Origin of the sequence: Colwellia ponticola (assembly GCF_005885605.1) — a bacterium.
GTDB lineage: Bacteria > Pseudomonadota > Gammaproteobacteria > Enterobacterales > Alteromonadaceae > Colwellia > Colwellia ponticola.
On the sequence record NZ_SZVP01000075.1, the window covers coordinates 1 to 477 of the forward strand.

Annotated in this window: 1 protein-coding gene; it reads left to right on the forward strand. The window is 58.3% G+C overall.

Translation table 11 applies throughout. The features are described from left to right. The coding region (locus FCS21_RS15905; RefSeq protein WP_138624489.1) for a response regulator at nucleotides 1-331 on the forward strand (331 nt) is incomplete at its 5' end. Nucleotides 332-477: the final 146 nt, after the last annotated feature.

Here is a 477-nt window from a genome sequence, read left to right on the forward strand (position 1 = left end):
CAGCCTTCGGCGCCTGCTGCGCGCAAAGCCTTACGACTTGCTGCTGGCCACGAGCGGGGCCCAGGCGCTGAGCCTTTTCGAACAACACGCGGTCGACCTGATCGTCTGCGACGCGCGCATGCCGTTCATGGACGGGCCGACCTTGCTGCGCGAGGTGCATAGGCGCGATCCGCACTGCGTGAATATCCTGCTGACCGGCTACGCCGATATGAGCATGATCACGCAGGCAATCAACGATGGGTATGTGTTCCGTTACATCAGCAAGCCCTGGAATGATGAAGAGCTCAAGCTCAGTCTCGATCAGGCTCTGGAAATGAAGAGTGCTCGTTGAGCGTAACCCGGCGAATTCCTCGCCAAGCTTATAACTCAACTAAATAGTCATTTAGTTGAGTTGGCTATCGGGGCAGGGCTCAGGCCTGGGCGAGGGCGCTGATACGCCGTTCGCTGATGCGTTCGACGGTGTCCATATGTTCGGTG